The organism is Haemophilus haemolyticus (assembly GCF_003490935.1).
GTDB classification, from domain to species: Bacteria; Pseudomonadota; Gammaproteobacteria; order Enterobacterales; family Pasteurellaceae; genus Haemophilus; species Haemophilus haemolyticus_M.
Genome location: NZ_QQGD01000004.1, coordinates 1 through 26,445 on the forward strand (window position 1 = coordinate 1; position 26,445 = coordinate 26,445).

A 26,445-nucleotide genomic window follows, 5' to 3' on the forward strand; every position below is an offset into this window, starting at 1 on the left:
GCTTGTGGCCAATGAAGAACATAGATAGAAGTAAGAATACAAGTTATCAAAGAATTATCCTGGCGGCGATAGTGCGGTGGAACCACCTGACACCATACCGAACTCAGAAGTGAAACGCTGTAATGCCGATGGTAGTGTGGGGTATCCCCATGTGAGAGTAGGGCACCGCCAGGTTACCAAATACGAATCTAAATAAAATGAAAACAGAAGAAGCCCATGTCGAAAGATATGGGGTTTTTATTTTATCTATAGAATATTAATTCGAATATTTTCTATTTTAAGGTATTATATCTATCATCTAATTTTCTATTTTGTATGAATATTATTAATGAAACCAACCTTTCTAGAATTTAGACATCTTAAAACTTTACTGGCTTTAAAAGAGACAGGCAGCGTTTCTTTAGCGGCAAAGCGAGTATATCTAACCCAATCAGCCCTTTCTCACCAAATTAAATTAATAGAAGAACAGTTTGGTTTGCCTTTATTTGAACGTAAAAGTAATCCACTTCGTTTTACTTCGGCTGGAGAGCGTTTAATTCGTCTTGCTAATGAGGTAATGCCAAAAGTTGTTGATGCTGAACGTGATCTTGCTCGGGTTAAACATGGAGATGCAGGTCAGCTTCGCATAGCTGTGGAATGTCATACTTGTTTTGATTGGTTAATGCCTGCTATGGATGAATTTCGCCGGCATTGGGGGCTTGTTGAGTTGGATATTGTGTCTGGTTTTCATACGGATCCTGTTGGTTTATTGCTTTCTCACCGAGCAGATTGGGCTATAGTATCAGAAGTAGAGCATAATGATGATGTAATTTTTAAACCGCTCTTTTCTTATGAGATGGTTGGCATTTGCTCAAAAGATCACCCTTTAGCAGAAAAAGAAATTTGGGATGCGGAAGATTTTGCAGATGAAACATTGGTAACTTACCCTGTTCCTGATGATATGTTAGATCTATTGCGTAAAGTGCTTAAACCAAAAGGTATTAATCCTACTCGCCGCACAACTGAATTGACTATTGCTATGATTCAATTAGTGGCGAGTCGTCGTGGAATTGCGACTATCCCTTACTGGGCTGCGTTGCCTTATTTAGAAAAGGGTTATGTCGTGGCAAGAAAAGTCACAAAAGAAGGTTTATATAGCAATCTATATGCGGCTATTCGCAAAGAAGATGAATCCCTTTCTTATTTAGAAGATTTTTATCAAACTGTAAAAGCTCAAAGTTTTTCAACTTTACCTGGGCTATCTGTTTTAGATTTATAGAAGTAATAAATGAATTTTTCTCAACAAAATCAGCAGTCTTACTCGATTAGTGCGGCGGCTAAAGCTGCTTTTCCTTATAGTGCGCCGATGATTGCAGGATTTTTATTTCTTGGTGTGGCATACGGTATTTATATGAAGGCACTAGGTTTCGGATTTTTATATCCTACTTTGATGGCTTTACTTATTTATGCCGGTTCGGTTGAGTTTATTGCTGCTGGAGCACTTATCGCGCCTTTTTCTCCAATCAGTGTGTTATTAATTACCTTAATGATCAGTACTCGCCAGATTTTCTATGGCATATCAATGTTAGAAAAATATGGCGTACACATCGGTCATAAACGTTGGTATTTAATTACCACCCTTGTAGATGAATCTTTTTCTTTAAATTATATGGCCAAAATTCCACCGCACTTAGATAAAGGTTGGTATATGTTTTTTGTCAGCTTATATTTGCATATTTATTGGGTGGTTGGCGCTGCAATTGGTAACTTATTTGGCTCTGTTTTACCTTTTGATTTAAAAGGTGTGGAATTCTCGATGACAGCTCTTTTCTTAGTCATTTTTGCAGAAAATTGGATAAAGGAAAAATCCCATGAAAGCTCTCTCTTAGGTTTAGGGATTGCATTGGCTTTTTTACTGATTGTAGGCAAAGAATATTTTTTAATTCCCACATTAATTGGTATCTGGTTAATTCTAACTATGAGTGGACCTAAATTAGAGACAAAATTGGAGTCGCTAAAATGACATTTACAGAACAGATTATGACGATTGGAATTTGTGTGCTTACGGTGCAATTTACGCGCTTATTGCCATTTTTTGTATTCCCAGCTAATCGTCCGATTCCACAATATATTCGCTATCTTGGGAAAGTTTTACCTCCAGCTATGTTTGGTATGCTTGTAGTTTATTGCTATAAGAATGTTGATGTTTTAAGTGGTTATCATGGTATCCCTGATTTTTTTTCAGGCATAGTAGTGCTAGGATTGCATTTTTGGAAGAAAAATATGTTTCTATCTATTGCTGTTGGTACGCTTTTCTATATGGTTTTAGTACAACTTGTCTTTATTTAGAATAAAATCATAACTTTCATTTCTCTAGAATCCTCTTGAATCTAAAGTTACTTCATAGTTTATAATCAATCCAATTTCTAGAATAATAGAAATTGGAATTGTAGTTATTACAAAAGATAGAACCTCGTTTTATTAAATTTCTTTATTGTTCATTGTTAGATCATCTAGATTACTAAAAGAATTTAGCCGGTGACAAAGTGCGGATTGATCGAGCTAATATTATCTAATTCCCCCAAATTGGATAAGCTTCCCAAGATTTTAGATGTGCGCACTCGTCCCGGCTTTTTATGCGCTAATGATGATAAAAATACCTTTATTCTTTGTAAGATAAAATAATTTTCTCTTGCAATCGATTGCTTTTTTTTCTGATCTTTTCCTTGTTTTAAAAATCTTTTATTATGACGCCCGTTTTTATTTTTAATCGGAGAGAATAGAATTATGGAGTCGAATTTAGTTGAATTATTGGGTTATATCGCAACCTTTTTTGTTGCAGTATCGTTTTTGTTTAAATCTATCGTACATTTACGCGTAGTGAACAGCATTGGCGCAATTTTATTTGTCATCTATAGCGTAATTATCTCGGCTTATCCTGTAGCATTATTAAATGCATTTTTAGCTGTTGTGAATGTTTATCAACTTTGGCGATTAAGACAAGAAAAAGTCTCTAAATAAAAGAAAAGCGTTGAATTAAATTTCAACGCTTTTTTTCTGGAAAAGTGCGGTGAAATTTCACCGCACTTTATCGTTTTAATGTTCACGAGTTTTGTAAAAAACGACATCAGGATAACGTTCTTGAGCTAAATTCAGATTTACCATTGTTGGCGCAATATAGGTTAAGTTATCTCCACCATCTAAAGCTAAATTTTGCTCATTTTTGCGTTTAAATTCTTCGAATTTTTTCGCATCAGCACATTCCACCCAGCGTGCGGTTGCAACGTTCACATTTTCATAAATCGCTTCCACGTTATATTCAGTTTTTAGACGAGAAACCACCACATCAAACTGCAAGACACCCACAGCGCCCACGATTAAATCGTTATTCATTAATGGGCGAAATACCTGAACAGCACCTTCTTCTGAAAGTTGTACTAAACCTTTTAGTAATTGCTTTTGTTTAAGTGGATCTCTTAAGCGAATACGACGGAATAGCTCAGGCGCAAAGTTTGGAATACCGGTAAATTTTAAGGTTTCACCTTGCGTAAAGGTATCGCCAATTTGAATCGTGCCGTGATTATGTAAACCAATAATATCGCCAGCGTAAGCTTCTTCGGCGTGAGCACGATCGCCAGCCATAAAGGTGAGTGCGTCAGAAATCACCACATCTTTGCCGATACGAACGTGTTTGAGCTTCATGCCTTTTTCATATTTGCCTGAAACAACACGCATAAAGGCAACTCGGTCGCGGTGTTTTGGATCCATATTAGCTTGAATTTTAAATACGAAACCACTGAATTTTTCTTCTGTACTTTCGACCGTTCTTGTATCAGCTTGACGAGATTGTGGTTTTGGTGCCCATTGTGTTAAACCATCAAGGAAATGATCCACCCCGAAGTTACCTAATGCTGTCCCGAAAAATACTGGTGTAAGTTCACCTTTAATAAAGGCATCATGTTCAAATTCGTTACTTGCACCTTGCACTAATTCCAATTCATCGCGAAGTTGTTGTGCTAAATCATCGCCAACAGCAGCATCTAATTCTGGGCTATTTAAACCTTTGACAATGCGAACTTCTTGAATAGTAGAGCCTTGACCTGATTGATAAAGATAGGTTTCATCTTTAGCGATATGATAAACGCCTTTGAATAATTTTCCGCAACCAATCGGCCATGTAATTGGCGCACAACGAATTTTAAGAATATTTTCCACTTCATCTAACAATTCCATCGGATCGCGAATATCGCGGTCGAGTTTGTTCATGAAGGTGATGATTGGCGTATCACGTAAGCGGGTTACTTCCATTAGTTTAATTGTACGTTCCTCAACCCCTTTTGCGGAGTCGATAACCATTAAGCAGCTATCCACAGCAGTTAAAGTGCGGTAAGTATCTTCAGAGAAATCTTCGTGCCCCGGTGTATCAAGTAAGTTCACCAAGCAATCGTTATAAGGAAATTGCATCACAGAAGTGGTAATCGAAATCCCACGTTGTTTTTCCATTTCCATCCAGTCGGATTTGGCATGCGCAGTTGAGCCTTTGCCTTTTACAGAACCTGCTGTTTGAATCGCATTTCCGTATAAAAGTACTTTTTCGGTGATGGTTGTTTTACCTGCATCGGGGTGGGAAATAATCGCAAAAGTGCGACGTTTATTAACTTCTTCTAATGGATAACTCATTGTTTCTTCTTCGTTCAATTAAAAATGTGGGCTATTTTCGCTGATTTTAGGTTTTTGCTCAAACGAATTTGTAAATAAAGTGCGGTTGGTTTTCTTAGAAAAATTGGTCTGCTTTGTACAAAGACAAATTTTCGCTTATACTACGCAAGTTTTTTACGTTAACAATATAGGAAAAATTATGGGTTTCTTAACAGGTAAACGCATTTTAGTAACCGGTCTTGCAAGCAATCGTTCTATCGCTTACGGGATCGCAAAATCAATGAAAGAACAAGGTGCAGAACTAGCTTTCACTTATTTAAACGATAAATTACAACCGCGCGTAGAAGAATTTGCCAAAGAATTTGGTTCTGATATCGTGCTTCCTTTAGATGTGGCAACCGATGAAAGCATCCAAAACTGCTTTGCTGAATTAAGCAAACGTTGGGACAAATTTGATGGTTTCGTACACGCTATCGCATTCGCACCAGGCGATCAATTAGATGGTGATTACGTAAACGCAGCAACTCGTGAAGGTTACCGTATTGCTCACGATATTAGCGCATACAGCTTCGTTGCAATGGCACAAGCGGCACGTCCTTATTTAAATCCAAATGCTGCATTATTAACGTTGTCTTACTTAGGTGCAGAGCGCGCAATTCCTAATTACAACGTCATGTGTTTAGCGAAAGCGTCTCTTGAAGCGGCAACTCGCGTGATGGCTGCGGATTTGGGTAAAGAAGGTATTCGTGTGAATGCGATCTCTGCTGGTCCAATCCGCACTTTAGCAGCATCAGGTATTAAAAACTTCAAGAAAATGCTTTCTACCTTTGAGAAAACCGCTGCATTACGCCGCACTGTCACTATCGAAGATGTGGGTAACTCAGCGGCATTTTTATGCTCTGATTTAGCATCGGGTATTACCGGTGAAATCGTTCATGTAGATGCAGGTTTCAGTATCACAGCAATGGGCGAATTAGGCGAAGAATAATTTTTCTTATATTCTTTTTTAGGCAGGCTTTTCAGTCTGCCTTTTCTCTTTTTTTAAATATAACTATGTTTCAAGATAATCCTCTACTCGCACAGCTTAAACAACAAATCCACGACAGCAAAGAGCATGTAGAAGGCGTGGTAAAAAGCACAGATAAGGCCTATGGTTTTTTAGAGTGCGATAAGAAAACCTATTTCATCGCACCACCTTCAATGAAAAAGGTGATGCACGGCGACAAAATCAAAGCCACCATTGAAAAGCAAGGCGATAAAGAACAAGCCGAGCCGGAATCCTTAATTGAGCCAATGTTGACACGTTTCATTGCAAAAGTGCGGTTCAATAAAGACAAGAAATTACAAGTTTTGGTGGATCATCCAAGTATCAATCAACCAATCGGCGCACAACAAGCCAAATTTGTAAAAGAAGAATTACGAGAAGGCGATTGGGTGGTTGCTAATTTAAAAACTCACCCATTACGTGATGATCGCTTTTTCTATGCCACTATTAATCAGTTTATTTGCCGAGCTGATGATGAATTTGCCCCTTGGTGGGTAACATTGGCTCGTCATGAGCAATCTCGTTATCCTGTGCAAGGCGCTGAAAGTTACGAAATGTTAGATCTACAAACCCGTGAAGATCTGACCGCACTTCACTTTGTGACTATCGACTCTGAAAGCACAATGGATATGGACGATGCCTTATATATCGAGCCTATTGAACAAAATGGTGAACAAACAGGTTGGAAATTAGTTGTAGCGATTGCGGATCCAACCGCTTATATCGCGTTAGATTCTCAAATTGAAAAAGATGCGAAACAGCGTTGTTTCACCAATTATTTGCCAGGCTTTAATATCCCAATGTTGCCACGCGAATTATCTGATGAATTATGTTCATTAATGGCAAATGAAACTCGTCCTGCGTTAGTGTGTTACATTGAAATGGATCTTGTAGGTAATATCACGGCTAAACCGCATTTTGTTTCAGCTTATGTACAATCTAAAGCAAAACTAGCCTATAACAAAATCTCAGATTATTTAGAAAAAGTACCGGATGCATGGCAACCGGAAACACCTGAAATTGCACAGCAAATTGATTGGCTACATCAATTTACTAAAGCACGTATTCAATGGCGTAAGACTCATTCTTTGTTATTTAAAGAAAAACCGGATTATTCTTTTGTGCTCGCTGAAAATGGCAAAGTGGCAGAAATCAAAGCAGAATATCGTCGTATAGCCAATCAAATTGTCGAAGAATCGATGATTATTGCTAACATTTGTGCTGCGCAATTCTTATCAGAGCATGCTCAAACTGGTATTTTCAATACTCATAGCGGTTTTGATAAAAAATTCTTAGAGAATGCGCACAATTTCTTGATGGCAAATTTAGCCAATGAACAAAATCAAGCTGAATTTGCTGAGCGTTATTCGGTAGAAAATTTGGCGACATTAAACGGTTATTGCCAAATGCACCATGATATTGAACCGATTGAAGGCGACTACTTAGAATTCCGTTTACGTCGTTATTTAACTTTCGCCGAATTTAAATCGGAATTAGCGCCGCACTTTGGTCTTGGTTTAGAAGGGTATGCGACATGGACATCACCAATTCGTAAATATTCTGATATGGTGAACCATCGTTTAATTAAAGCAGTATTGACTCAACAAGCTTGTAATAAGCCACAAGATGAAGTCCTTGCTCGGTTACAAGAAGCCCGTCGTCAAAATCGCTTGGTTGAACGTGATATTGCAGATTGGTTATATTGTCGCTATCTTGCTGATAAAGTCGCTGAAAACGCTGAATTTGATGCAGAGGTGCAAGATGTGATGCGCGGTGGATTACGTGTGCAATTATTAGAAAATGGCGCCTCAATGTTTATACCAGCTTCAACTTTACATAATAATAAAGAAGAAATGCAGGTGAATTCTGATGAGATTGCCCTTTATATTAAAGGTGAGCGTATTTACAAAATAGGTGATATTGTGAAAGTGAAACTTACGGAAGTGAAAGAAGTAACTCGCAGTATTGTCGGTGAAATTGTTCAATAAAATTGTTCTTCTTTAAACCGATTTTCAGTGATTGAAAATCGGTTTTTTCTTGTAGCCAGACGAAAGTCTGACTATAAAAACTATACGCTATACGTATAGAGGCAAATAGCTTAAGCGATGAACAGAAAAAATCCTCGCTATAAAAATGTGGAGATAGTAGAGGAGCATGTAATGTTAGACTATATCCACATGCTCTTAAAGATTCTACATAAAAACCGCACGTTTTACGTGCGGATTGTTATTTTATAATAGGTTATTCTTCAGAACCGATTTCTTCTAAAGAATCTTCTTCATCTGCATCACAAACACGCTCTAAACTTACTACGTGTTCATCATCGGTAGTACGAATTAAACGAACACCTTGCGTGTTACGACCTACGATACTCACCTCGCTTACTCGTGTGCGAACAAGAGTTCCTGCATCAGTGATCAACATAATTTGGTCTGTTTCTTCTACTTGAGTTGCGGCAACGACTTTACCATTTCGTTCACTCACTTTAATAGAAATCACACCTTTTGTATTACGTGATTTAGTTGGGTATTCACTTAATTGTGTACGTTTTCCGTAGCCGTTTTGCGTTGCGGTTAAAATTGCACCTTCACCTTTTGGCACAACGAGAGAAACCACTTTATCGATATTTAAATCTAATGATGCTTCAGCGTTGTCATCAGAAATATCTTCAATTTCTACCGCACTTTCATCGTCAGAAATATCGTTTGTTAAAGCCAATTTGATACCGCGAACACCAGTCGCTAAACGCCCCATTGCACGCACAGCATTTTCTGCAAAACGTACCACGCGACCTTGTGATGAGAACAACATAATTTCGTTGCTACCATCGGTAATATCCACGCCGATTAATTCATCTTCGTCACGTAAATTTAATGCGATGATACCGTTTGAACGTGGACGGCTAAATTCGGTCAAGGCGATTTTCTTCACAATACCGCCAGCAGTTGCCATGACCACGAATTTATCTTCTTCGTAAGCAGAAACTGGCAAGATTGCAGTAATACGTTCGTTTTCTTGTAACGGAAGAATATTCACAATTGGACGACCGCGTGCGCCACGGCTTGCTTGTGGAAGTTGATATACTTTCAACCAATATAAACGGCCACGGCTAGAGAAGCATAGGATCGTATCGTGAGTATTTGCCACCAGTAATTTTTCGATGAAATCTTCTTCTTTCATCTTCGTTGCAGATTTGCCTTTACCGCCACGACGTTGTGCTTCATAGTCAGTCAATGGTTGGTATTTCACATAACCTTCGTGAGAAAGCGTCACAACTACGTCTTCTTGTGCGATTAAATCTTCTAAATCAATATCGCCAGAAGCTGCGGTAATTTCAGTTAAACGATCATCACCGAATTGCGCTTTCACTTCTTCCAATTCTTCACGAATTACTTCCATTAAACGTTCTGCGCTACTTAAAATATGAAGAAGATCCGCAATTTTAACTAATAATTCTTCATATTCTTTTACAACTTCTTCAAACGCAATGCCAGTTAAACGGTGTAAACGAAGTTCTAGAATTGCGTTGACTTGCGCTGGCGATAAGTAATATTGTTCACCTTGAATACCAAGATTTTCTTCTAAATCATCAGGACGAGCAGAAACATCAAGAAGATTAATAATATCGCTATGTAACGTCCAAGAGCGTGAACTGATTGCTGTTGCCGCTTCCTCACGGTTTTTAGAGTTACGAATGATCGCAATCATTTCATCGATATTAGAACGAGCAACCGCTAAACCTTCCAAAATGTGCGTACGTTCACGCGCTTTGCGAAGTTCAAAGATAGAACGACGCGTAACGACTTCACGGCGGTGTAAAACAAAGGCTTCAATGATTTCTTTAAGATTAAATAAACGTGGCTGTCCGTGATCCAATGCCACCATATTGATCCCAAAGGTTACTTGCATTTGAGTAAGTGAGTAAAGATGATTTAATACCACTTCCCCTACTGCATCACGTTTAATATCAATCTCAATACGGATCCCTTCTTTATTTGAAAGGTCAGTAATATTGCTGATGCCTTCGATTTTTTTCTCGCGGATTAATTCAGCGATTTTCTCGACTAATTTTGCTTTATTTACTTGGTATGGCAATTCAGACACGATAATTTGCTCGCGTCCTTTTTCGTTGGTTTCTACCGTTGCACGAGCACGAACATACACTTTACCACGACCAGTGCGATAGGCTTCTTCAATCCCTTTACGACCATTAATTAATGCCGCAGTTGGGAAGTCTGGTCCCGGAATATATTGCATTAATTCATCAATGGTAATTTCATTGTTGTCGATATAAGCCAAACAACCATTTAATACTTCATTTAAGTTGTGAGGGGGAATGTTAGTTGCCATCCCCACCGCAATACCAGAAGAACCATTTGCTAAAAGTGCTGGAATACGAGTCGGCAATACATCTGGAATCATTAATTCGCCATCATAGTTTGGCGAGAAATTGACGGTTTCTTTATCCAAATCCGTGAGCAATGCTTGCGTAATTTTTTGCATACGCACTTCGGTATAACGCATTGCAGCTGGCGCATCACCATCAATTGAACCGAAGTTACCTTGCCCATCAACCAACATATAGCGAAGTGAGAATGGTTGTGCCATACGAACGATTGTATCGTACACAGCTGAGTCACCATGCGGGTGATATTTACCGATTACATCACCCACAACACGCGCTGATTTTACATATTTTTTATTGGCGGTATTGCCTTCGCGATCCATGGAGAACAACACGCGGCGGTGAACAGGTTTTAAACCATCTCGAACGTCAGGTAATGCACGCCCAACGATAACCGACATCGCATAGTCAAGGTAGGAAGATTTGAGTTCTTCTTCAATATTGACAGGGGTGATAGATGATTGGATTGAATCCGTCATTGGTATTCCTTTTTTGATCAAAAATTGTGGCGGATTATAGCATAAAGGTATGTTTTTTACATTAGGATTTCGCCTAATGGCGACTTACTTTCTTTTGTTTGTACAAAAGAAAGTAAGCAAAGAAAAGTACCCCCAGTTAAATCGCTAATCTTTGCTTTGTTTCAATTTTCTTTACGGCGATTTTCTAAACTCGCAACTACGTTTCTCAAACAGACGAAAATTGCCTAAAAATTGAAAGTCGCAAAGGCGATTTATATGGGTCCCGAGTTTATCGGAGGATCATTTAAAAAGTGCGGTTGGTTTTAGGGAGGTTTTTATAGGTCGTTTTATTTGTAGGTGGAATTAAATGGGTTCCCTTATTTTCCGCCTTTGTTTCATAGAATTTGTAGGAAATTTTCGTCTGTTTGAGCCGTTTGCGGCGAGTTCAGAAAATTTCCGTTAAGCAAATTGTATGAAACAAAGGAAATAAGGAAAAGTAGGTCGTACTTTCAAGTATTGAAAGTACGATATAAGCCTAATTTATTTTTGATGTACTCGCTTTGCTTTCTGCAACTTCCCATAAGCCCCCAGCAACGCCTGATGTTCCTTAAAGTTTTCCAAATTTTCATCACTTGCTGGAAGATTGTAGAACGGATTGCCTCCTTCAGAGACAGCTGCCCAAGCTTGTTTAACTGCATCTTTACCATACATTTTTTCAAACACTGTACGATATTGCGCTGGTTCGCGATTTTCATCTAAATGTAATTCTATGATGGAAATTAATGCACGGTAATAATTCACACGTTCTGTAGTGAATACGGAGCTATTCATATTTAGTGTCCAGTTTGCCCAATCTAATGCTTGTTCTAATTCACCTAATGCAAGGTGGAGCATTGATTTTAATTCACCGACGCGTAAAGTTGTCCAGCCGCTATTTTTAGGTGCAACGATGCCGATAAATTCACGCACGCGAGTTGCATCGTCAATATCTTGTCCGTCTAATTCTTCTAATAATTCTTGATAGGTTTCCGCATCGTGATGCCAATTTGGTAAATCCAGTAAAATTTCGCGCCAATCCATTCCCATATTGTTGTTGGCGTAAATTAAATCATCTGCAGGATAAATATCAGACATACCTGGCACAATAATACGGCACGCATAGACATCCAAATGGTTGTAATCCATTACGTAAACTTCTTTTTCATCGGCACGGAAAATTGCCATTAAATTATTGTATTCTTCTTGCGTGGTACCGCTGAAATCCCAATCAGAAAATTCATAATCAGGCGTTTCTTTGAATAAATCCCAAGAAATTAAACCGCTTGAGTCAATAAAGTGGGTTTCTAAATTAGCGTGTTCAGCCACATCATCATTATTGAAAGATGGTGGTGAGAAGACATCCAAATCTTTCAAGCTACGACCTTGTAAAAGCTCCGTCACCGTACGTTCTAATGCCACTTGGAAATTTGGATGAGCACCAAAAGAGGCAAAGCAAGTGCCGTTATTAGGATTTAATAACACTACGCAAATAACAGGGTATTTTCCGCCAAGTGAAGCATCAAAAGCATAAATTGGGAATCCTTCCTCCTCTAATTTCGCAATAGAAGCCTGAATAGATGGATAGCGATCCATCACAGGTTTTGGAATTTCTGGCAGACTGATCGCTTCAGCGATAATTTTGTTTTTAACATAACGCTCAAATACCTCTGACAAGCCTTGCACACGTGCTTCAAATTTCGTATTGCCCGCAGACATGCCATTTGAGACATAAAGGTTGGCAATAATACTTTGTGGAATGTAAACGGTTTGTTCGTCCGATTGACGAACATAAGGCATCGCCACGATCCCGCGATCATAATTGCCAGATTGTAAATCGACTAATAATTCAGGCGTAAGCTCGGCATTAGGATCAAAATAATCCAATAAATAATCATCTAAAATGCCATTAGGTAGTAAGGCATCATCTTCAATCGGGAACCATTTTTCATTGGGATAATGCACAAAATCGCCGTTTGCAATTTCTTGCCCTAAATAGAAATCAGCAAAAAAATAATTGGTGGAAAGACGTTCAAAATATTCGCCAAGGGCGGAGGCTAACGCCGCTTTTTTGCTTGCCCCTTTACCATTAGAAAAACAATGCGGGCAGTCTTTATCGCGAATATGCACAGACCACACATTTGGCACTGGATTCAACCAAGATGCCTCTTCAATATTAAAACCAAGTGCGGTCAATTTTTGCTGAAATTTTGCAATGCTATCTTCCAATGCGGCATCTTTGCCAAGGATAAACGTTTGTTCTGTCATTTTTGTTCCTAAATAAGAAAAAAGTGCGGTGAATAATAGGGGAGTTTTAATAGCGGGGCAAGATTTTTTCGGCAAAAATAAACCCCGAAACACTTCGGGGTTTTCTACCGCACTTTTAACGTATATTTGATTGGCGTTAAAGTAACGTTGGATTGAACCGCATTTTCAAGGCAATCGTAATGGTGGCGAAAATTTTCTCATCGTTAAGAGGAAAGTTTTCTCGTAAAGTGCGGTGGGAATCAGTTATATTTATTTGGGCTTGTGATAATTCATTTAATAAAATCGGGAGAGAAAGATTGAGTTGCTCAGAGATTTGTTGAATGGAGAAATGTTCGAAAGTCATCACCAAGCGATCTAAATTGCAGTAAGAAGGCATTCGATTATGTGTGATGAGATCGGCAAATTGAGTGTTGATTTTTACCCATTTCTTCTTACGGCTATAAAAATGCAGTAACAAACCAAATACGGTAAATCCAGCAAAGAAAAGATGAATATCTAAGGCTTGAGTAAAAGAAAAGCCTAACCACATTGAAATGCCACTTGCAACAACAAAAAGCAAACTTAGGGCTAATCCCCACACTAAGAAAAATTTATAAATCACTTCAAATTTCATTGAATTATCCTTTTCTACGAAATAACCATAGGAAAATATAGAACACCTAATATTATAGAGTCCTTTTATCTCATTTTACTACGTTATATTTGAATTAATATATCGATGCTGTAGAATTCGTTGTAGTGTCTCGTTTTTAAAAAGTTAAAATGAAAAAACTTACCATTTTAACCGCACTTAGCCCGAACTTTTACATCAACATTTGAATAACCACATTGAAAAATCACTATGACTATTTATGACATCAATTTTGCTGAACTTTATCAACAACACTTAATCGCGTGTAATCATTACAACTTGCCTCCGACAAAATGGGATAAAAAAGCTGTGAAAATGGCAGAAAACCTAGTCGGCAAGCCTTCTGCATATAATCAGCAATTATTGCAAGCTATGAATGTGCAAGCCGATGAAACTGTGTTGGATATTGGCTGTGGCCCCGGTACCTTTGCTGTACCACTCGCGCAACAAGGCTCAACGGTATATGCCTTGGATTATAGCAATGGAATGTTAGATTGCTTGGCGCAGTTCAAACAGAAACTTGGTTTGCATCATCTCACGATATTTCATAAATCTTGGACGGATAACTGGGATGATGTGCCACAAGCTGATGTGGTGTTGGCATCTCGTTCCACGTTGGTGGACGATTTGGACGATATGATTGAAAAACTCTGTGCCAAAGCGAAAAAACGTGTTTTTTTGACTTCTGTCACACAACGCCATTTTTTAGATGAGGGCGTATTTGAGGCGATTGGGCGTGAAGATATTGGTTTCCCCACTTATATTTATTTACTCAATCGGTTGTATCAAAAAGGCATTCAGGCAAATTTGAATTTTATTGAAACAGAGTCGGGTTGTTTTCAAGGTGAAATCTATGAGGATTTATTAGCCTCGGTGGAATTTTCTTTAGGCGAACTTTCCGAAAAAGAAAAACAAGGTTTAAAAGCCTTTTACGATCGTAAACAAGCCAACAACGAACCAATTTCTCACGGACAGAAAAAATGGGCGTTGATTTGGTGGAATGCGGATCGCATCTAATGTTTTAAGCGGAATCAATTTATTTTTCTATCACAAATGAAAAGGACGATTAGACGATTATGTTATTTGCTTTGCCTGCGCTAAATGATAACTACATTTGGCTTTATCAACGAGAAAATCTGCCTCTTATTATTGTCGATTTGCCTGAAACGGACAAGCTGTTTGCATGGCTAGATAAGCAAAATGCAACGGTTGAAGCGGTGTTGCTTACTCACGAACATGAGGATCATACACAAGGTGTGTCGGCATTTAAAAAACGTTATCCAACGGTGCCGATTTATGGGCCGCAAGAATGTGAGAAAAAAGGCGCAACTCAAATTGTGAATGAAGGAAAGATCCTTACCGAATATTATCAAATTGATGTCATTCCGACTGGTGGACACACTAAACAGCACGTTAGTTTTTTAGTAGATAATCATTTATTTTGTGGTGATGCGTTATTTTCTGCAGGTTGCGGACGTGTTTTCACAGGTAATTATGCGCAGATGTTTGATGGTTTACAGCGTTTGAATACCTTGCCTGACGAGACGATTGTTTGTCCTGCTCACGAATACACCTTGGGGAATTTAGCTTTTGCGGAAACTGTGCTGGTGGAGAAAAGTGCGGTAGAAAAGCAGCGTATTTTTGTTGAAATACAACGGGCTGAAAATAAACCTAGTTTACCGACGACATTAAAACTAGAGCGAGAAATTAATCCGTTTTTACAAGCAAAAACACTTGAAGAATTTACCGCACTTCGCAAAGCAAAAGATATTTTTTAATATTGGCTGAGGACAAAGTGCGGTGATTTTTTAAATTAGCGGGTTATTTTTTTCTTGCTAACATTGTGGCAAATTTCATTTTAATGCGATTGCCGTTTTTATCGGTTTTGTGTAATTCGCCCATATTTTCGTTATATTCTAAAAATTCCCAATCTTTGTAATATTCTTTTAATTCATTTTCAGCAAAAGTGAAAGAGAACGGAAGTGGGCAAGGCACATCATCAGTGGACATAGCAGCAACGATTAAGTTATACCCGCCAACATTGGTGTGTTCTTGCATATTTTTAATGATTGACGGCACACGTTCACGATTTAAGAACATAAACACCACCGTTGAAACAATAAAATCATAGTTTTCTTGAATGTTGGCGGAGTTAATATCATAAAGTGCGGTAGAAATATTAAGGTTTTCTTTCTCTTTGGTTTCATTTAAAAAGGCAATGCTATTTTCATTGTGATCCCAAGAGGTCACATCATAGCCTAATAAACTTAAATAAAGTGAATTACGCCCTTGGCCGCAACCTAAATCTAATACTTTACAAGGCGAGATAATTTTTGCAGCATCCACCACATCGCCGTGAGTGGCAGTCATATTGTATTTTTTACTGAAGTAATCTTCTTTTTTGCAATAGAAACCTAGCGTACATTCTAAATCATCAGAAAGCGCTTCAACACGATGCCATGCTTGAGGTTCAACAAAAGGAATGTCACTTTCTGGGGTGAAAATATGCTCGGCAACAGCATCGCCATTTTCGGTTAGCTCATAAAATTTGAGTTTACCTTTTAATACGGTTAATTTCCCCCAAGTGCCGACTTTTGTGTTATGCTTTTCTTGGAACATTTGTGGCAATTTGTCTTTTGTCCACACAGGCATTTGTTTATAGCAAATTAATTCGTTTTTCATAATATTCTCCAAACAGATAAATAGTTGAGTGTTATAGTAGGTTATAAGTTACCTATTTTCAACAAGAAAATAAAAGGGCAACGTAATGTTGCCCTAATTTAGATTGAATAGATTATTTTACTTGCATGCCTGCAGTGACACCGCTATCGGCAGATAATAAGAATAAATCACTACCGCCTGTTCCTGCAGATAGAATCATTCCCTCAGACACGCCGAATTTCATTTTACGTGGTGCAAGGTTTGCCACCATAATCACAAAACGACCTTCTAATTCTTCAGGTTTATTGTAAGCCGCTTTAATGCCAGAGAAGACTTGACGAGTATGATCGCCAAGATCTAATTCAAAACGTAAAAGTTTATTGGATTCTGGCACGGCTTCGCATTTCAATACTTTTGCTACACGCATATCAAGTTTAGCGAAATCATCAATGGTGATGGTTTCAGCAATAGGTTCAACGGCAGAAAGTGCGGTTGGTTTTGCTTCTGTTTTTTCTGCTGCTTTATTGGCTGCTGCAAATAAGGCTTTGGTTTCTTCCACAACGGCATCAATTTGTTTTTTCTCTAAACGAGAGAATAAGGCTTTGAACGGTGCAAGAGTATGGCCAAGTAATGGTTGATGAATATTATCCCAACGTAATTCAGCTTGTAAGAAGGCTTCTGCACGTTCTGCCAGTTTTGGAAGAACAGGTTTTAAGTAAGACATCAACACGCGGAAAAGCTCAATTCCCATTGAACATACGGCTTGCAATTCTGCCTCTTTGCCTTCTTCTTTTGCAATCACCCAAGGGGCTTTTTCATCAATGTATTTATTGGCTTTATCGGTTAATGCCATAATTTCACGAATGGCTTTATTGTATTCACGGCTTTCGTAATAAGCGGCAATTTGCTCGGCTTGAGCGGTAAATTCTGTAAATAATGTTTCATCTTCCAGTTTATCCGCAAGTTTGCCTTCAAAGCGTTTCGCAATAAAGCCCGCATTGCGTGAAGCCAAATTCACTAATTTGTTTACAATATCCGTATTTACACGTTGTACGAAATCTTCAAGGTTAAAGTCTAAATCTTCAATGCGATCATTTAATTTTGCCGCATAGTAATAACGCAAACATTCAGGATCAATATGATTCAAATAAGTGCTGGCTTGAATGAAAGTTCCGCGAGATTTTGACATCTTCGCCCCATCCACCGTGACGTAGCCATGAGTGAAGACATTAGTCGGTTTACGATAGCCACTACCTTCAAGCATTGCTGGCCAGAATAGACTGTGGAAATAAATGATGTCTTTACCGATGAAATGATAAAGCTCCGCATCACTGCCTTCCGCCCAAAATTCATTGAAATCAATGCCTTCACGATTACATAGATTTTTGAATGAAGCCATATAGCCGATTGGTGCATCTAACCAAACATAGAAGAATTTATCTTTTGCGCCCGGAATTTCAAAACCGAAATAAGGTGCATCGCGTGAAATATCCCATTGTTGTAAACCGCTCTCAAACCATTCTTGCATTTTGTTCGCAATTTCAGATTGAAGTGAGCCAGAACGTGTCCATTCTTTTAACATGCCTTCAAATGCTGGTAAGTCAAAGAAAAAGTGTTCAGATTCTTTCACTACAGGTGTTGCGCCAGAAACAGCTGAACGAGGATTAATTAAATCCATTGGGCTATAAGTTGAAGCACAAACTTCGCAGTTATCGCCATATTGATCTTCTGCTTTACATTTCGGGCAAGTGCCTTTCACAAAACGATCAGGCAAGAACATATTTTTTTCAGGGTCGAATAACTGAGAAATAACTTTACTCTTAATAAAGCCATTGGCTTTGAGTTTATTGTAAATTTCTGCGGTGAGTTGTTTGTTTTCTTCGCTGTGAGTGGAATGATAGTTATCAAAACTAATATTGAAACCTGCAAAATCACGCACGTGATCGGCTTTTGCTTTAGCAATTAATTCTTCGGGTGTAATGCCAAGTTTATCGGCATTCAACATAATCGGTGTGCCGTGCGCATCATCCGCACAGACAAAATGGATTTTATTGCCACGCATACGTTGAAAACGCACCCAAATATCCGCTTGGATATGTTCTAACATATGGCCTAAATGAATTGCCCCATTGGCATAAGGCAAGGCGCAAGTGACTAAAATTTTACGGGGTTGAGTTGTCATTTATTATTCTCTTTTTAGCATACAAAAATTGTGCTTATCTTACTTTAAATAGGGGATTTTTTCTAGTTTGAAAATGGAAGGAAAATCCACCGCACTTTATTTAAAATTACCTATTTTAAAAGTTTAAAATTTAATCATTTCGCACCCAGTATACTGGGTGTTAGTTTCTCTTTACAGAGAAACTAACAAAACATATTGCCAAACAAAAAATTTGGTATTTTTTATAAATCAACTTAAGAGATTATTATATGAAATTAACAAAAATACTGCTTACCAGCGCATTGTTAGGTGCCTCTATTCTTTCTTTTCATTCAACTGTGGCAGCTATGGATTTTGGAACACAAGTAGGTATAGATGCTTATAGGAAGAATGATTTCGCACAGGCTGCAGAACAGTTTAAAGATGCAGGTATAGTGAGAGGAGATCCTACAGCGCAAATACTTTTGGGGCAAATGTATTATAATGGGGAATTTTTTAAGCAAGATTATGTTGAGGCTGCAAAATGGTATCGTAAAGCTGCAGATCAGGGGGCGAAGTTTGCCTTACTTTTCTTAGGTGAGATGTATGAAAACGGAGAAGGTGTAGAAAAAGATTATGCTGAAGCAGTAAAATTGTATAGAAAGGCTGCAGAGCAGGGGAGTCCAGAAGGTCAAATGGCCTTAGGTTCAATGTATAGATTTGGAAAAGGCGTAGAAAAAGATTATGCTGAGGCAATAAGGTTGTATAGAAAGTCTGCAGAGCAAGGAATTTCCACGTCACTATTTTTCTTAGGTGAGATGTATGATAATGGAGTAGGCGTTAAACAAAATAAAGCGAAAGCCAAAGAATTATTTAAGAAATCTTGTGAACAAGGTACAAAGGAAGCTTGTAAAGCTTTAAAAAGTTACAATAAGAAATAGGGGGAAAAATATTATGAAAAAACAATTGATTACTATGCTTTCTTTGGTTGGAACACTTTCTGTATTATCTGCTTGTACTTCTAATGAAGATATTACCTTTCCTGCAATGATTTCGCCTTTGGCATTAGATGTTGAAACTTGTTCATCACAAGCTAAATCTGATTTTCAATTAGGTGTGGCAGCTTATAAAGATAAGAAATACGCTCAATCTTTTGAGTTATTTACTAAGGCGAGTGAGAAAAATTGTGCAAATGCTGATTTCTATCTTGCAGCGCAATATTATAACGGACAACATCTCTCAAAAAACCTTAGGGTAGCAAAAGAAAGATTTAAACAGGCTTGTCATAAAGGGCTAAAAACAGCTTGTATAATGGAATGATTTGAGTTTAGTCCGTTATTTGAGTAAATACCTGTTTCTGAAATCGGTTATCAGAAACAGGTTTTTTTATTCGGTTTGAAAAACTTTAACTTAACATACCGCACTTTCCGTGATTAAATATGCCCGACAAATTTACTCTACTAAACAGGAAGTTATTATGGCAACCTACTTTTCTGATAATTTGACTGCCGAACAGCAAAATCAAGTTCAGCAGATTATCCAACAATTTCAGCATTCAACCCTGCAAAAGGATCTGATTTCCCTTAATACTTTGAAAAAAGTGGAAAAGGGCGGTGATACTTTACGTATAGAATTGAAATTACCTTTTGCATGGAATTCTGGTGCAGAACAATTAAAACAAGCGGTTTCAGATGCGTTGTTGAAAGCAACAGATTGCAAAGCAATTAAATGGTCGGTGACTTATCAAATCGCCACACTTAAACGTGCAAATAATCAACCTGCTGTAAAAGGTGTGAAAAATATTATTGCTGTGAGTTCTGGTAAAGGCGGCGTAGGAAAATCATCGGTTTCTGTTAATCTAGCTTTAGCATTACAAGCGCAAGGTGCACGTGTTGGGATTTTAGATGCGGATATTTATGGGCCTTCTATTCCACATATGTTAGGCGCAGCGGATCAACGTCCAACTTCGCCAGATAATCAACATATCACTCCAATTAAAGCACATGGTTTATCTGCAAATTCTATTGGCTTTTTAATGAATGAAGACAGCGCAACAATTTGGCGAGGTCCAATGGCAAGTAGCGCATTAAGCCAATTATTGAATGAAACCCTATGGGATAGTTTAGATTATCTTGTCATCGATATGCCTCCGGGCACTGGCGATATTCAACTTACCTTATCACAACAAATCCCTGTGACTGGCGCAATAGTTGTGACAACTCCACAAGATATTGCTTTGCTTGACGCGGTGAAAGGTATTTCAATGTTCGAGCGAGTATCCGTGCCAGTGTTGGGTATTGTAGAAAATATGTCTATGCACATTTGTAGCGAGTGCGGTCACCACGAAGCTATTTTTGGCACAGGCGGTGCAGAGAAAATGGCGGAAAAATACAATGTGAAAGTATTAGCCCAACTTCCTTTACACATTCGTATCCGTGAAGATTTAGATGCGGGCAACCCGACTGTTGTGCGAGTGCCTGAAAATGAAATTTCACAAGCATTCCTACAACTCTCAGAAAAAGTCTCTACAGAACTTTACTGGCAAGGTTCTATAATCCCAAGTGAGATTTTATTTAAAGAAGTGAAATAATCGAAAAAAGATAGGGCTGCATTTGCAGCCCTTTTTTAATAGGATTTATTTTACCCCACCCATCTTACCACTTCATCTAACGCTTTACGGGATTTTTTCGCAATATCGCGTGAGCGATAGCCGAAGGTTGCGGCGACAGAAACCGCATATTCTTGAGGATCGAATAATCCTTCTTCGGCGAGGCATTTATTCATTTTATCGTAATGAAAACCTTCGATAGGGCAAGAGTCGATGCCTAGTGCGGCAGCGCCAGTAAGCATATTTGCAAGGGCGATATAAGTTTGTTTACTGCACCAATCAAATAAAGTGCGGTCGCTTTCGAGCAATTTCATATCTTCTTCTTGCAAGGTTTTGTATTTTTCGAGGGCGGCTTGTTGTTGCTCTGCGTTCAAGCCTTTACGAGCCATCACATCCACAAAAAATGGGCTGTCATAACGGGCATTTTTCTTCGCTAAAATCACCACAAGATGACTGCAATTATCAAGCTGATTCATCATTCCCCAGCTAAAAGGTTTGATTTTTTCGCGCAGGGTTTTATTTTGAATCACTAAAAATTTCCAAGGCTCAGAGCCCACAGAACTCGGCGATAATCGACCGCACTCTAAAATACATTCAAAATCTTCATCACTGATTTTTTTTGCGGGATCGTAATAACGTGTTGAGCTGCGTTGATGGAAGAGTTCAAGAACTTGTTCACGGGTAAGTTGAGTCATTTTATTTCCTCTTTTTTAAACAAAAATGTGCTGCCATATTAAAGATTAGTTTTTGCTAAAACAAGGGAAAGATTCTAGAATAGTCAGCACTTTTATCACAGAGGGTGAAAATAATGACAAGAATTGCAATTATTCCTGCGAGAGCAGGTTCTAAAGGCATTAAAGACAAAAATTTACAGCTTGTGGGGGGCGTTTCTTTGGTGGGGCGTGCGATTTTGGCGGCGCAAGAATCGGGTATGTTTGATCAAATTGTGGTGACATCAGACGGTGAAAATATTTTAAAAGAAGCCACAAAATACGGTGCAAAAGCAGTGGCACGCCCTGAAAGTTTGGCGCAAAGTGATACACGCACCATTGATGCTATTTTGCATTGCTTAGAAACTCTCAATATTTCACAAGGCACTGCCGCACTTTTGCAACCAACCAGCCCATTGCGCAATGCTTTAGATATTCGTAATGCGATGGAGATTTTCCTTGGTGGCAAATATAAATCAGTGGTTTCCGCTTGCGAATGTGAGCATCATCCTTATAAATCCTTCACTTTAGAAGGTACCGAAGTTCAGCCTATTCACGAATTAACGGATTTTGAAGCCCCTCGCCAAAAATTACCCAAATCTTATCGTGCAAATGGCGCAATTTATATTAATGACATCGAAAGTCTCTTTGAGGAAAAACGTTTTTTTATTGCCCCAATGCGTTTTTATTTAATGCCAACTTATCGTTCCATTGATATTGATTCCACACTTGATTTGCAATTAGCCGAAAGTTTAATTTCAAAAGAATTCTAAAAAAATTGGCCGCACTTTGCGGCCTTTTTTATGCCTATTCTGTTTATTCCCATTTAGAAAAGAGGATTTTTATGATGAAAATCCACTTCAAAGCAGTCTCCAAAACTTGCGGGAAATCTACCGCACTTTTGTGCTAAATGAGAAAATGCCAACAGGATTTTAACATTGTATTATCAATTGTTTTTCAATAATTAGTTTAATAGTTTCAATTACTTACAAACTTAACAAATTGAATTGAGAGTCAATCTCAATACGAAATTTTCCCTTCAATAAAAACAAAAAAATTTATGATCTCAGTCAATAAAACAATCGTTTTACTCTAGTCTGGGTAACTCTGAAGGAGTATCCTTATTTCCAGAGTGGTTATTGTGATGTATTGGCGTCATGCCTTCCACCTACTTTCTGTTTCTATCTATACATACTTTGGGGGAAAATATGAACCGTTTTGTTATAGGTGATCCGAAAGATTGCATTGGATGCAATACCTGTATGGCTGCTTGCAGCGAAGTACACAAAGCTTTTGGATTACAATCCTTTCCGCGGTTACAAGTAATGCGTAATGACGATATTACTGTGCCGATCTTATGTCGTCATTGTGATGATTCTCCTTGTGCTACGGTATGCCCTGTGCATGCAATTAAGCACGAAAATGACACTATTCAATTAAACGAAGGTTTGTGTATTGGCTGTAAACTTTGCGCCATTGCTTGTCCATTCGGGGCGATTACTCAACACGGTAGCGCGCCATTAGACGCACCAAACCACTACGACAGTTTCTCTTTCACTGATGCGGTAAAACGTGATATTCGCACTGCACCGAATAATACCGATGTTCATAATATGCTTGCATGGGAACCAGGTGTAAAAGCCATTGCGGTGAAATGCGACCTTTGCTATTTCCGTGAAGAAGGTCCTGCTTGTATGCAAACTTGCCCAACAAAAACTTTATTCTTAATTAGTGATGAGAGTATCGAACAAGCAAATCGCAAAAAACGCGAAATGGCAATGATGGGTTCACCTGTTGTGCCAAGATAAAAGTTTATTGTTTGTTTACTCGTTAATCAATGGAGTGAAATTATGAGTTCTTCAATCAGTTTGCTCATCACGTCCTTGTTGATTTATGTCGTTGGTGCGTTTATTTCTCTCGCTGTGCGAAAAAATGAACAACTTTCAATCAATATATCCGGCGTGACCGGTGTACTTGGTGGCTTGTTAGGCATTGTTGCCTGCATTCCCGTGCTTATCAGCAACGATACGGTCGTTGATGTGTTTTCAACCCCTTTCGACTTCGCCCAATTTTCAATCCGCATTGACGGATTAGCTGCGTTTATGGTGTGTGTAATTTCTTTAATGGTTATTATCACCGCACTTTATTCCTTTTCCTATGTGAAAGAATACATTGGCAAAGGCGCTGGCACGATGGGCTTCTTTATGAATTTGTTTATCGCCTCAATGGTTGCTTTAGTCACCAGCGATAACGCTTTCTACTTTTTAGTGTTCTTTGAAATGATGTCTTTGGCATCTTACTTCTTAGTACTAACCGAACAAGACGACAACGCAACCAATGCGGGCTTGTTGTATTTCTTCATTGCTCACGCTGGTTCTGTGTTGATTATGATCGCTTTCTTTATTTTCTATTGCTACGCAGGTAGCTTTGAATTTGAAGCCTTCCGCCACACCGAGCTTTCAATGCCTTTAGCCTTTACGGTATTTATTTTGGCATTTCTTGGTTTCGGTGCAAAAGCAGGGATGATTCCATTGCATAGCTGGCTACCAAAAGCTCACCCAGCTGCGCCTTCTCATGCTTCTGCAATGATGTCTGGTGTGATGGTTAAAATTGGTATTTTCGGGATTATCAAAGTTGGTATTGATCTACTTGGCGCACACAATATGTGGTTTGGTGTGATTGTGCTTGCTTTTGGAGCAGTCTCTTCTGTGCTTGGCGTACTTTATGCTTTGGCTGAACATGACATCAAAAAACTTTTGGCGTATCACACCGTAGAAAACATCGGCATTATTATGATGGGTGTTGGTGTTGGTATGATTGGTATGTCCATTCATAATCCTGTACTTGCTATTGTCGGTTTACTTGGCGGTTTATATCACTTACTTAACCATGCGGTATTCAAAGGCTTATTGTTCTTGGGTGCTGGTTCTGTGATGTACCGTTTACATTCAAAAGATATGGATTTAATGGGCGGACTTGGCAAATTAATGCCATTTACTGCTTTCTGTTTCTTGATTGGTACCATGGCAATTTCTGCATTACCACCATTTAATGGTTTTGTGAGTGAATGGTTTACTTATCAATCTTTATTTAGCCTAAGCCAACACAATGATGTGGTATTACGCATTGCTGGCCCTGTTGCAATCATTATGCTTGCCTTAACAGGTGCACTTGCCGCACTTTGTTTCGTGAAAGTGTATGGTATTAGCTTTGGTGGTGCACCACGCAGCGAAAAAGCAGCACATGCACGCGAAGTACCAAAACCAATGGTGATTGCAATGGCAATCTTGGCATTATTCTGCGTACTTTTAGGCGTGGGCGCTTCTGTGGTAACCCCAATAATTGCCAATATTGCAACCGCACTTTCTCATAATGACATGCTTAATTTAGCCGAAAATGGTGTAGTGGTAGCAAGCAATACACCGAATACGGCACTTTCTACACCAATGGTGAGCATTATGTTGATTGCATTCTTTGTGTTGCCGTTTATGTATTACGCTTACACCAAAGGCAATCGTATGGCAGATCGTGCAAAAGGCAATCCTTGGGCTTGTGGTTATGCTTACGAAATGGATATGGCAGCCTCTGCGGGTAGTTTTACTCGTCCGCTTCGTATTATCTTCAAACCACTTTATACCTTGCGTCAAGTGCTTGATCCTGCGCCTGCTGGTGCAAAAGGTATCAATGCATTAATTTCAGGTGCGACCAAAACAGAACCATTCTGGGAAGAAAAAGTAACAATGCCGATTGCGCATTTTATCCCGTGGTTAGGTCGTAAAATTCAATGGCTACAACAAGGCGACTTCCGCGTTTATTGCGTGTACTTCGTGATTGCCTTAGTTGTGTTATTACTTTCCATTGCGTTGATGTAGGAGGAAATTATGATTTCATTACCTTCAGAAATTTCCACTTCCGCTGGAATGTTCCTTTTAGCCATTGTGCAAGCGTTAATTCTTCTCGCTTTGGCACCTCTCTTTTCAGGCATTTCACGGATGATTAGGGCTCGTATTCAATCTCGTCGAGGCCCAGGCTTGTTACAAGATTATCGCGACATTGCAAAATTAATGACGCGTCAAAATATTTGGCCAGATAATGCGGGTTGGGTATCTCGTGTTATGCCTTATGTGTTAATTAGCACCGTCATGGTGGTTGCGATGAGTTTACCCATGTTTACTCATCACTCACCTTTTGGGGCAGGCAGTGATTTAATCACCGTTATTTATTTGTTCGCGTTGTTCCGCTTTTTCTTCTCAATTGCGGGTTTGGATTCTAACAGTACTTTCTCAAGTTTAGGTGCAAGCCGTGAAGTGACATTAGGCGTACTTGTTGAACCAATCTTAATGTTGGCATTCATTGTGATTGCTTTAATTGCAGGTTCTACGAATTTTGCAGTTATTAGCACCGCACTTTCTAGCCAACCTTGGCAATATCCCGTTGCAACAGTAATTGCCTTAGTTGCCGCTGCTTTTGCGATCTTTATTGAAATGGGCAAAATTCCATTTGACTTGGCTGAAGCAGAACAAGAACTTCAAGAAGGCCCACTTACTGAATATTCAGGCCCTTCTTTCGCCTTATTGAAAGTTGGTTTGAGTTTAAAATCAATGGTGGTTGCCTCTGTCTTTGTGAGCGTGCTTTTCCCATTCGGTGCAGCACAAGAGTTCACGGTAAGTGCGGTTATTTTAGGTATCGTTTCTTTCTTTGTGAAATTGCTCGTGGTATTTATTGCCGCATGTGTGTTTGAAAACACATTGGCTCGTACCCGCTTTATGCTAACAGGACGTTTAACTGTGGTCGGTTTCGGCATTTCAGTGTTGGCGTTTGTGTTTTACTTCACAGGATTGTAAG

General features: G+C 38.8%; 22 protein-coding genes and 1 rRNA gene. 16 read left to right on the forward strand and 7 right to left on the reverse strand.

Annotated features, from left to right (window positions below):
- Nucleotides 1-58 precede the first annotated feature (58 nt).
- The 5 genes from rrf to DV417_RS06020 all read left to right on the forward strand — a co-directional run bounded on the left by rrf (nt 59) and on the right by DV417_RS06020 (nt 3,000).
- A 5S ribosomal RNA gene (rrf, locus tag DV417_RS06000) occupies nt 59-174 on the forward strand.
- A gap of 154 nt (nt 175-328) precedes the next feature.
- On the forward strand, nt 329-1,258 hold the full coding sequence (locus DV417_RS06005) for a LysR family transcriptional regulator (protein WP_118796060.1): 930 nt from the start codon (nt 329-331) through the stop codon (nt 1,256-1,258).
- A gap of 9 nt (nt 1,259-1,267) precedes the next feature.
- Nucleotides 1,268-2,002, forward strand: a complete 735-nt coding sequence (gene azlC, locus DV417_RS06010; protein WP_118879075.1) for an azaleucine resistance protein AzlC — start codon at nt 1,268-1,270, stop codon at nt 2,000-2,002.
- The gene (locus DV417_RS06015; RefSeq protein WP_118879076.1) at nt 1,999-2,328 is read left to right on the forward strand and encodes a branched-chain amino acid transporter permease; all 330 of its coding nucleotides are present in this window, start codon (nt 1,999-2,001) and stop codon (nt 2,326-2,328) included. The genes azlC and DV417_RS06015 overlap by 4 nt, the downstream gene beginning before the upstream one ends.
- Before the next feature lie 438 nt (nt 2,329-2,766).
- On the forward strand, nt 2,767-3,000 hold the full coding sequence (locus DV417_RS06020; protein WP_118879077.1) for a YgjV family protein: 234 nt from the start codon (nt 2,767-2,769) through the stop codon (nt 2,998-3,000).
- A gap of 75 nt (nt 3,001-3,075) precedes the next feature.
- Here the strand turns inward: DV417_RS06020 and prfC are convergent, their stop codons facing one another.
- Nucleotides 3,076-4,659 (reverse strand): peptide chain release factor 3, encoded by a 1,584-nt coding sequence (gene prfC / locus DV417_RS06025; RefSeq protein ID WP_118879078.1) that lies wholly within the window; start codon nt 4,657-4,659, stop codon nt 3,076-3,078.
- 178 nt (nt 4,660-4,837) lie between these two features.
- Between prfC and DV417_RS06030 the strand changes: the two genes are divergently transcribed.
- Together DV417_RS06030 and rnb are read left to right on the forward strand one after the other, a co-directional pair.
- A complete protein-coding gene (locus DV417_RS06030) occupies nt 4,838-5,626 on the forward strand; it encodes an enoyl-ACP reductase FabI (protein WP_005644958.1) in 789 nt (262 codons plus the stop codon).
- A gap of 65 nt (nt 5,627-5,691) precedes the next feature.
- Complete coding sequence (gene rnb, locus DV417_RS06035; protein WP_118879079.1) at nt 5,692-7,671, forward strand: exoribonuclease II; 1,980 nt, start codon at nt 5,692-5,694, stop codon at nt 7,669-7,671.
- Nucleotides 7,672-7,924: 253 nt separating this feature from the next.
- On the opposite strand, the gene gyrA is transcribed toward rnb, so the two are convergent.
- From gyrA to DV417_RS06050, 3 genes are all read right to left on the reverse strand, one after another.
- A complete protein-coding gene (gene gyrA / locus DV417_RS06040; RefSeq protein ID WP_118879080.1) occupies nt 7,925-10,567 on the reverse strand; it encodes a DNA topoisomerase (ATP-hydrolyzing) subunit A in 2,643 nt (880 codons plus the stop codon).
- A 519-nt stretch (nt 10,568-11,086) separates the two neighbouring features.
- On the reverse strand, nt 11,087-12,850 hold the full coding sequence (ycaO, locus tag DV417_RS06045; protein ID WP_118879081.1) for a 30S ribosomal protein S12 methylthiotransferase accessory factor YcaO: 1,764 nt from the start codon (nt 12,848-12,850) through the stop codon (nt 11,087-11,089).
- A 136-nt stretch (nt 12,851-12,986) separates the two neighbouring features.
- Entirely contained in the window at nt 12,987-13,463 is a 477-nt protein-coding gene (locus DV417_RS06050) for a hypothetical protein (RefSeq protein WP_192878557.1), read from the reverse strand.
- A gap of 228 nt (nt 13,464-13,691) precedes the next feature.
- On the opposite strand from DV417_RS06050, the gene DV417_RS06055 reads away from it, so the two are divergent.
- Complete coding sequence (locus tag DV417_RS06055) at nt 13,692-14,498, forward strand: methyltransferase domain-containing protein (protein WP_118879082.1); 807 nt, start codon at nt 13,692-13,694, stop codon at nt 14,496-14,498.
- 59 nt (nt 14,499-14,557) lie between these two features.
- Nucleotides 14,558-15,259 carry a hydroxyacylglutathione hydrolase gene (gloB, locus tag DV417_RS06060; RefSeq protein WP_118879083.1) on the forward strand — a complete coding sequence of 234 codons (702 nt, stop codon included), beginning with the start codon at nt 14,558-14,560 and terminating at the stop codon, nt 15,257-15,259.
- Between the two features lie 43 nt (nt 15,260-15,302).
- Here gloB and tehB read toward each other — a convergent pair whose 3' ends face one another.
- Entirely contained in the window at nt 15,303-16,163 is an 861-nt protein-coding gene (tehB, locus tag DV417_RS06065; protein ID WP_118879084.1) for an SAM-dependent methyltransferase TehB, read from the reverse strand.
- Between the two features lie 112 nt (nt 16,164-16,275).
- Entirely contained in the window at nt 16,276-18,324 is a 2,049-nt protein-coding gene (gene metG / locus DV417_RS06070) for a methionine--tRNA ligase (RefSeq protein WP_118879085.1), read from the reverse strand.
- 248 nt (nt 18,325-18,572) lie between these two features.
- Here metG and DV417_RS06075 point away from each other — a divergent pair, with 248 nt between their 5' ends.
- The 3 genes from DV417_RS06075 to apbC all read left to right on the forward strand — a co-directional run bounded on the left by DV417_RS06075 (nt 18,573) and on the right by apbC (nt 20,872).
- Nucleotides 18,573-19,223: a tetratricopeptide repeat protein gene (locus DV417_RS06075; protein WP_065250423.1), complete on the forward strand. Its 651-nt coding sequence runs from the start codon at nt 18,573-18,575 to the stop codon at nt 19,221-19,223.
- A gap of 13 nt (nt 19,224-19,236) precedes the next feature.
- On the forward strand, nt 19,237-19,602 hold the full coding sequence (locus DV417_RS06080; protein WP_118879086.1) for an SEL1-like repeat protein: 366 nt from the start codon (nt 19,237-19,239) through the stop codon (nt 19,600-19,602).
- 157 nt (nt 19,603-19,759) lie between these two features.
- Nucleotides 19,760-20,872 (forward strand): iron-sulfur cluster carrier protein ApbC, encoded by a 1,113-nt coding sequence (gene apbC, locus DV417_RS06085; RefSeq protein WP_118879087.1) that lies wholly within the window; start codon nt 19,760-19,762, stop codon nt 20,870-20,872.
- A gap of 50 nt (nt 20,873-20,922) precedes the next feature.
- Here the strand turns inward: apbC and DV417_RS06090 are convergent, their stop codons facing one another.
- Nucleotides 20,923-21,585, reverse strand: a complete 663-nt coding sequence (locus DV417_RS06090; RefSeq protein ID WP_118879088.1) for an NAD(P)H-dependent oxidoreductase — start codon at nt 21,583-21,585, stop codon at nt 20,923-20,925.
- Between the two features lie 113 nt (nt 21,586-21,698).
- Between DV417_RS06090 and siaB the strand changes: the two genes are divergently transcribed.
- From siaB to DV417_RS06110, 4 genes are all read left to right on the forward strand, one after another.
- Nucleotides 21,699-22,373, forward strand: a complete 675-nt coding sequence (gene siaB, locus DV417_RS06095; protein ID WP_005646563.1) for a 5-acetyl neuraminic acid cytidyl-transferase — start codon at nt 21,699-21,701, stop codon at nt 22,371-22,373.
- Between the two features lie 435 nt (nt 22,374-22,808).
- Nucleotides 22,809-23,408, forward strand: a complete 600-nt coding sequence (locus DV417_RS06100; RefSeq protein ID WP_032803273.1) for a 4Fe-4S dicluster domain-containing protein — start codon at nt 22,809-22,811, stop codon at nt 23,406-23,408.
- 42 nt (nt 23,409-23,450) lie between these two features.
- On the forward strand, nt 23,451-25,472 hold the full coding sequence (gene hyfB, locus DV417_RS06105) for a hydrogenase 4 subunit B (RefSeq protein ID WP_118879089.1): 2,022 nt from the start codon (nt 23,451-23,453) through the stop codon (nt 25,470-25,472).
- Between the two features lie 9 nt (nt 25,473-25,481).
- Complete coding sequence (locus DV417_RS06110) at nt 25,482-26,444, forward strand: respiratory chain complex I subunit 1 family protein (protein ID WP_118879090.1); 963 nt, start codon at nt 25,482-25,484, stop codon at nt 26,442-26,444.
- The last annotated feature ends 1 nt before the right edge of the window (nt 26,445 follow it).

What these genes read in the sequence shown, in the direction of transcription:
- azlC (WP_118879075.1), top strand. Translation starts at nt 1,268, where the DNA reads ATGAATTTTTCTCAACAAAATCAGCAGTCTTACTCGATTAGTGCGGCG.
- rnb (WP_118879079.1), top strand. Translation starts at nt 5,692, where the DNA reads ATGTTTCAAGATAATCCTCTACTCGCACAGCTTAAACAACAAATCCAC.
- gyrA (WP_118879080.1), bottom strand. Translation starts at nt 10,567, where the DNA reads ATGACGGATTCAATCCAATCATCTATCACCCCTGTCAATATTGAAGAA.
- ycaO (WP_118879081.1), bottom strand. Translation starts at nt 12,850, where the DNA reads ATGACAGAACAAACGTTTATCCTTGGCAAAGATGCCGCATTGGAAGAT.
- DV417_RS06015 (WP_118879076.1), top strand. Translation starts at nt 1,999, where the DNA reads ATGACATTTACAGAACAGATTATGACGATTGGAATTTGTGTGCTTACG.
- DV417_RS06110 (WP_118879090.1), top strand. Translation starts at nt 25,482, where the DNA reads ATGATTTCATTACCTTCAGAAATTTCCACTTCCGCTGGAATGTTCCTT.
- gloB (WP_118879083.1), top strand. Translation starts at nt 14,558, where the DNA reads ATGTTATTTGCTTTGCCTGCGCTAAATGATAACTACATTTGGCTTTAT.
- metG (WP_118879085.1), bottom strand. Translation starts at nt 18,324, where the DNA reads ATGACAACTCAACCCCGTAAAATTTTAGTCACTTGCGCCTTGCCTTAT.
- DV417_RS06020 (WP_118879077.1), top strand. Translation starts at nt 2,767, where the DNA reads ATGGAGTCGAATTTAGTTGAATTATTGGGTTATATCGCAACCTTTTTT.
- tehB (WP_118879084.1), bottom strand. Translation starts at nt 16,163, where the DNA reads ATGAAAAACGAATTAATTTGCTATAAACAAATGCCTGTGTGGACAAAA.
- DV417_RS06100 (WP_032803273.1), top strand. Translation starts at nt 22,809, where the DNA reads ATGAACCGTTTTGTTATAGGTGATCCGAAAGATTGCATTGGATGCAAT.
- DV417_RS06005 (WP_118796060.1), top strand. Translation starts at nt 329, where the DNA reads ATGAAACCAACCTTTCTAGAATTTAGACATCTTAAAACTTTACTGGCT.
- DV417_RS06075 (WP_065250423.1), top strand. Translation starts at nt 18,573, where the DNA reads ATGAAATTAACAAAAATACTGCTTACCAGCGCATTGTTAGGTGCCTCT.
- DV417_RS06055 (WP_118879082.1), top strand. Translation starts at nt 13,692, where the DNA reads ATGACTATTTATGACATCAATTTTGCTGAACTTTATCAACAACACTTA.
- hyfB (WP_118879089.1), top strand. Translation starts at nt 23,451, where the DNA reads ATGAGTTCTTCAATCAGTTTGCTCATCACGTCCTTGTTGATTTATGTC.
- DV417_RS06080 (WP_118879086.1), top strand. Translation starts at nt 19,237, where the DNA reads ATGAAAAAACAATTGATTACTATGCTTTCTTTGGTTGGAACACTTTCT.
- apbC (WP_118879087.1), top strand. Translation starts at nt 19,760, where the DNA reads ATGGCAACCTACTTTTCTGATAATTTGACTGCCGAACAGCAAAATCAA.
- DV417_RS06030 (WP_005644958.1), top strand. Translation starts at nt 4,838, where the DNA reads ATGGGTTTCTTAACAGGTAAACGCATTTTAGTAACCGGTCTTGCAAGC.
- prfC (WP_118879078.1), bottom strand. Translation starts at nt 4,659, where the DNA reads ATGAGTTATCCATTAGAAGAAGTTAATAAACGTCGCACTTTTGCGATT.
- DV417_RS06090 (WP_118879088.1), bottom strand. Translation starts at nt 21,585, where the DNA reads ATGACTCAACTTACCCGTGAACAAGTTCTTGAACTCTTCCATCAACGC.
- DV417_RS06050 (WP_192878557.1), bottom strand. Translation starts at nt 13,463, where the DNA reads ATGAAATTTGAAGTGATTTATAAATTTTTCTTAGTGTGGGGATTAGCC.
- siaB (WP_005646563.1), top strand. Translation starts at nt 21,699, where the DNA reads ATGACAAGAATTGCAATTATTCCTGCGAGAGCAGGTTCTAAAGGCATT.